4 protein-coding genes and 1 pseudogene are annotated in these 6,000 nt (G+C 59.4%); 3 read left to right on the top strand and 2 right to left on the bottom strand.

What is annotated here, in order from left to right; translation table 11 throughout:
• The first annotated feature begins 62 nt into the window (after positions 1–62).
• Together BP26_RS0126285 and BP26_RS0126275 are read left to right on the top strand one after the other, a co-directional pair.
• Positions 63–1,210 (top strand): IS3 family transposase gene (locus BP26_RS0126285; RefSeq protein WP_436233362.1). Its coding sequence is split into 2 segments (ribosomal slippage): positions 63–330 and positions 330–1,210, totalling 1,149 coding nucleotides; the frame shifts between segments, so codons are not numbered across the junction.
• A gap of 823 nt (positions 1,211–2,033) precedes the next feature.
• The gene (locus tag BP26_RS0126275; RefSeq protein WP_029923518.1) at positions 2,034–2,585 is read left to right on the top strand and encodes a hypothetical protein; all 552 of its coding nucleotides are present in this window, start codon (positions 2,034–2,036) and stop codon (positions 2,583–2,585) included.
• A gap of 241 nt (positions 2,586–2,826) precedes the next feature.
• Here BP26_RS0126275 and BP26_RS31220 read toward each other — a convergent pair.
• Together BP26_RS31220 and BP26_RS28150 are read right to left on the bottom strand one after the other, a co-directional pair.
• Positions 2,827–3,073 (bottom strand): annotated as a pseudogene (locus BP26_RS31220) (aldo/keto reductase); the annotation flags it as partial.
• A 284-nt stretch (positions 3,074–3,357) separates the two neighbouring features.
• Positions 3,358–3,993 carry a TetR/AcrR family transcriptional regulator gene (locus BP26_RS28150; protein ID WP_051749570.1) on the bottom strand — a complete coding sequence of 212 codons (636 nt, stop codon included), beginning with the start codon at positions 3,991–3,993 and terminating at the stop codon, positions 3,358–3,360.
• Positions 3,994–4,039: 46 nt separating this feature from the next.
• Between BP26_RS28150 and BP26_RS0126260 the strand changes: the two genes are divergently transcribed.
• Positions 4,040–5,818 (top strand): right-handed parallel beta-helix repeat-containing protein, encoded by a 1,779-nt coding sequence (locus BP26_RS0126260; protein ID WP_084183472.1) that lies wholly within the window; start codon positions 4,040–4,042, stop codon positions 5,816–5,818.
• Positions 5,819–6,000 lie beyond the last annotated feature (182 nt).

Below are 6,000 nucleotides of genomic sequence, written 5' to 3'. Positions count from 1 at the left end.
TGAGATTCCCCTAGTTTCCCAGACACCTTCATTCGCTACTATGGCATTGAAGGAGGTGTTTTATGGAGAAGCGGCGACGGTACACAAGGGAGTTCAAGCTGGAGGCGGTCCGCCTAGTGGAAAGCGGGATTCCTAAGGCTCGCGTGGCCAGGGATCTGGGGATCAGCAATACGGTGTTGAAACTCTGGTGCCAGCAGGTCGAAGAGGACAAGGGCGAAGCATTTCCAGGCCAAGGCAAAATGCGGCCGGCCGAGGCGGAGCTGGCACGGTTGAAGCGTGAGTTAACAAAGGTCACTGCGGAGCGCGACATCCTAAAAAAAGCGCTCGGCTACTTCGCCAAGGAACCTCAGTGAAGTACGCCTTCATGGCGAAGCACCGCAGCATCTGGCCGGTACGATGGATGGCTCAGGCCCTGGGTGTTTCCGCCAGCGGGTTCTACGAATGGATGGCTCGACCTGAAAGCAACCGGGCACACGCCAATCGAATCGTTCTCGCACACATCCGCGAGAGCTTTGAAGCCAGTGGCCGTACCTATGGCAGTCCGCGCGTGTGGCGAGATCTGCGAGACTGGAATGTGCGCTGCAGCGAGAATCGCGCCGCTCGGCTTATGCGCCAGGCAGGCTTGGTGGCGCGACGACGGCACAAGCGATTGCCTTTCGACAGCGGACACCGGTCGGTTATTGCGCCAAATGTGCTTGATCGTCACTTTGAAGCCGGGGCGCCGAATCAGAAGTGGGTGGCAGACTTCACCTACATCTGGACAAGCGAGGGCTGGCTCTACGTCGCTGTCGTCCTGGATCTGTTTTCAAGAATGATCGTCGGCTGGTCCATGCACAAGCGCATGACGGCAGACCTCGTGGCGGATGCCATGGTGATGGCGATCTGGCGGCGACGGCCCACGGACGCAGCACTCCTTCATCACTCGGACCAGGGCAGCCAGTACACCAGCGAGCAGTTTCAGCGGTTGCTGACGGATAACGGCATTCAGTGCAGCATGAGCCGATCTGGAAACGTCTGGGACAACGCGGCGATGGAGAGCTTCTTCTCGTCGCTCAAGACCGAACGCACCTCTCACAAGCACTACCGCTGGCGAGATGAAGCCCGGGCGGACGTCTTTGACTACATCGAGCGATTCTATAACCCGCAACGTCGGCATTCGACGCTTGGCTATATCAGCCCGGCGACCTATGAGAAACTGCGAAGCGCTTAACCCGGTGTCCGGGAAACTGGGGGAATCTCATACCGGTCGTTCGTGACTGACCGCTTTCGGGTAGGCTGAGCGGCACGCTTCGTACCTGCTACGTTAATCTACTGATGGAAATCAAACCCGGAGACATTTACGAAGATGCTTTTTATCACCCATGCCTTTGCATCGGTGCCGAAAGCGATCATGTGTGGGGAATTTCCCTAGTTGACGGAAGTAGCCCGCGAGTTACAGATTTATTCAGAAGTGGCATACGCAAGCTAACGATTGAGGAAGCTTGGCGGTGGCGGACCAAGGGTCCGCCTGGCGGGGACATCCCAGAGAACTTGAAATGGTGGTAAGGCAGCTGTCGGCCCGAAGCGGCCCTCCACGACTGGCCGCTCTGAGGCAGCTTGTTCAGCTTTGTCGGAGGGGGCTATATATGGACCGGGTAGTGGAGGAACTCGACCTCGAATTCGCGCACTTTCGCTGCTGTGGGGACGAGGATCTATACCCTCTCGGCTGCCCCGCATGCGGTCGGCTAATGGTGTTTTGTTATGAGTGCGAAACGCTGTATGACAACCTATCCGACTTAGGCCATCACGGGACGACGGTAAACCACTCGGACACCAACGCGCCGGCCTTTTCCTGCCCACAGTGCAAACAAGCATTTAAATACTTCTTCATGCGGGACGGGCTCTACAAAGTGCCGATGACACAATGGGTCGAGGCTGGGTATGGGCACCTTCTTGCAAAGGGCGTTTGGGACATCCCGACGAAGAGTTAGAATCGGCAGCAGGCGGCCCATAGCGGCCGGTCGTGACTGTCAGCTTTCGGGTAGCCTAGGCGAATGAAGGCAATTGAAGATCTCCAGGCCGTATATTTTCAGGCGGCCATCGGCGTAACCGACTACTCCCAGTGCACAGAATGGGCTTTAGCGAGGCTTAGCGCGGACGAAGAAAAGGATGATCTTGAGATAGTTCTGCTTGCTGCGAGCGTGCGCGAGGCTGAACGCAAAGAGCTAGCGGAAACAATTCTTCGGAGATATTTGGGGGCAGAGCCGCCCTCGGACGAAGTGGTAGCCGGCAAATATATTGTTGTTCTGCACGACAGGCATCGAGCCGATTCCATCCACGCTCAAGCTCTTGCTCTAGAGCGGATATTTACGAGGCTCTTCTATAAATTGGGGATGCCAAAGTGGCTAATGATGCTGATGCGAAACTGCGAATACGCCACTGATATTCCAGATTTCAGAGAACCATTTCGCCAGGAGTTCGAATACATAGCGGGGCTATGGAGGCAGGCTAACTCACTTGAGGCATTCTTGGCGCAATATGATTCTGCGACATCAAAGTCTCACGACTATCCAAGCTTAGTTCAGCGTTCGGGCGGACAGTCATGATGTCCTTGATGAGCGCCCTCTGAATTTCCAGATGCGTCTCGAACGTCCGCTATTGGGCAACGCGATTCGGGGAGCGACAGGCAGTTCCTGGCACATACCTGCCTGTAGTTGACGGCAGCTTTGTTGCGCAAGCGGAAATGTCGACGCGGCGGTTGAAAAAAAGCGGACGTGTACGGGTAGACCGCGGCCGATTCGCCCCCTCTCAGAAATCTCAGGTGCAAGCTTGTCGAGCGGCCGCCGCTCAAATATCGAGCTTACGTTCGCTCATCCACTTGACGATGGCCGGGTCCCGACGCGAAGAAGCTGCTCGTGCCAGTTTCCAGCTTGGATATTCCGGCTATGTCATCGTTAGCCAGCTCAAAGTCGAAGATCGCCAGGTTTTCAATCATGCGTTCCTTTCGAACCGACTTGGCGAGAGCGACCACGCCGCGTTGGATCACCCAACGCAAGACAACCTGCCCGATGGTCTTGCCGTGCTTGTCGCCAACCCGATCCTTTGCGATGGTTGTTGGCCATATGCCGTGAATGCCAATGTCTGGAATTTCGTTAACAACATCATCGCGAATTTCGGCACCGGCAACGACACCGATCCGGCGGGACCGTACGTCGCCTTCTCAAACAACCCGCTGTTCGGCAACCACCCGTCGGGCGAGCCCGCTGATGCCCACAAGATCATCACCGATCCGCTGTTCGTGGCGCCTTCGTCGACCGCAACCGAAGCGGCCTATACACGCTCCGCCTCTAATCGAGCTTTTCGCATGAGTGAGATGGATCAGGCTGGCGGGGCCTCGAGCAGAGCGAGTACGACCGCGGCGAGTTCCGCCTGCAGCTTGGGAAGCGCGTCAATTCCGGATGCGTAGAAGGTGTGCCGGAGCACTTCGGTGATGGCGCCGACGATGGCGAGCGCGCGGATGTGGCTTATCGGCGCGAATTTGGGTTCGTCGCGGCGCAGGAAGTCACGGAGCCTGACTAGCCCGTCCGCGATCCGGTCCCGCACCGCGCGCTGGCGCTCCGCGGCCGCCGGGCCGAGCGCTTCGGCGTCCGCGGCGACCAGCCGCACCAGGCCCGGCTCCTGCACGCAGAGCTCCAGCAATTTGGCGATGTACGCGTGGACCGGAGAGGTGCCAGCGGGAGGCGGCTCGAGCGCAAGCACGCGTTCGAGCACCCGGCTTGCCGCGTAATCGAACGCCTCCAGGAAGCACTGTTCCTTGTCCGCGAAGTATTCGTAGAAGGTCGAGCGCGCGACGCCTGCGCGTCGGACGATGTCCGTCAAGGTCAGCGGCGCGAAGCCCCGCTCGGTCCCCAGCTCAACCGCAGCCTTCAGCAGGCGGGTGCGCTGCGAGGCCTCTACCTGCGCGCGGCTGAGGTTATGGCGCCCTTTGGGCAGTGACTTCAAGGTCAGCATCATGCCAACTATATTAATGTACTTGACAGTTCATTAATCGAATGCTTTCATGGACTGCCGAGTTCATTATTGGGCGCCTGAGCAAGCCCGGGAATTCGGCGCTCGCCGCATCCACAACGACATCAGGAGGAATGCCATGCTTGGGAAGTCCAATGAAGCGCGGTTGCCGGATCGACGCCTGCGCGCACGGGCGCTGCGGCGCTGCGCGGCGGCCATCGCGGCCGTGATGGTCATGGGGGCGCCGGGCCTTGCCTTGGCCGCAACGTATTACGTCGATGCGGCGGCGGGTTCCGACAGCGCGGCGGGAACGAGCACAACTACGGCCTGGCAAACGCTGGCGAAGGTGAATGCGACGACGTTCAGCGCCGGCGATTCGATCCTGTTCAAGACCGGGCAGAGCTGGGCCGGCCAGCTGCATCCGCTGGGATCCGGCACGGTCGCATCACCCATCGTCATTTCGAACTACGGCGGCGGCGCCAAGCCGATCATCGACGGCAGTTCGCTGAGCAGCGGCGCCGCGGTCTACCTGTTCAACCAGGGCGGCTGGACCATCGATGGCCTTGAGGTCGTCAATGACTCCGGCGTGGACAACGTCGGCACCATCAACGCCCTCGGCAGCGGCACCGGCATCAACCGCAGCGGCATTTTCGTCGACAACGAAAGCGGTGGGGTGCTATCCGGCATCACCATCCGGAACAATTACGTGCACGACGTCAACGGCTGTTTCGTCTGCAGCTCCAGCGGCATCGACGGGCATGTCAACGGCGGGATTGTGATTGCGGCCGATGTGTCGAACGTTCCCTGGGCCAGCGCAGTGGCTGCAGGATACGAAAGCTACAACAACGTGCAGATCCTCAACAACACGGTCAGCAGCGCCGGGCGCGAAGGCATCGTCTTCTGGGACAACTCGGTCGGACTGAGCTACTTCGCCATCGTTCCGGCCGCGATGAGCAACAGCGTCACGATCCAGGGTAATGGGGTGTACAGCGTCGACGGCGATGGCATCACCCTGTCGGGGGTGCAGAACGGCCTGATCGACCACAACATCGTCGGCAAGGCCGGCTTGAAGACAGTGGCTGGGGGCGAAGCAACCTCAGGCGGCATCTGGGCCGAGAAGACGAGCGGCGTCACCATGCAGTACAACGAGGTTTATGGTGTCCTGAGCGCGGGAGGAGTCGATGGACAGGCCTTCGACAACGACCTTTTCGCCTCCAACACCATCATCCAGTACAACTATAGCCACGACAATCAAGGCGGCTTCTTGCTGATGGAGGGCCAAAACTTCGTGAGCGGAACCAACCTCACGGTGCGCTATAACCTCAGCGTCAACGACGGCTATAGCGGCGTTAAAGGTGTCATCACCTCGGAATATGGGCCCCTTGGCACCGTCAACATCTACAACAACACGATCTACATTGCCGCGGGATTGCCCTCCAACCCGATCCTTTGCAACAGCTGCAACGCTTCCTATGTGAATTTCAATATCTGGAATTTCGACAACAACGTCATTGCCAACTTCGGCACCGGCAACTACACCAATCCGGCGGGATGGAACGTCGCCTTCTCCAACAACCTGTATTACGGCAACCACCCTTCAGGCGAGCCCGGCGATGCGCACAAGCTCGTCACCGATCCGCAGTTCATCGCTGCGGCCGCGACTGCGCCCTACGGCATCGCATCGGTGTCGGGCTATCGGGTGTCGAGCGGGTCGCCGGCGGCGGCGAGCGGAGCGGTGATTTCCGGCAATGGCGGCCGGGACTATTTCGGCCGGCCCGTATCACCGACAGCATCACCGACCCGCGGGTTTTACGAAGCCGTGAATTACTGAGAAAACTGGACGAAACGGGGATGCCCGCGGAATGCGGGCACTTGTTCGGACCCATGGCCGCAGCGGAATCAAAGAAGCCCCGAGTGATGGACGCCGACTGGCGGGTCGGCGCCATCCTTGCCGGAATGGTGCTTCTGGCCGGCTGCGGCAGCAGTTCTCCGCCGGACCTGGGTCCGCCAGCG

This window comes from Nevskia soli DSM 19509 (assembly GCF_000711955.1).
Classification (GTDB): Bacteria; Pseudomonadota; Gammaproteobacteria; order Nevskiales; family Nevskiaceae; genus Nevskia; species Nevskia soli.
The sequence above is the reverse complement of the archived record's forward strand: the minus strand, read 5'-3'. Positions and strand labels throughout refer to the sequence as shown.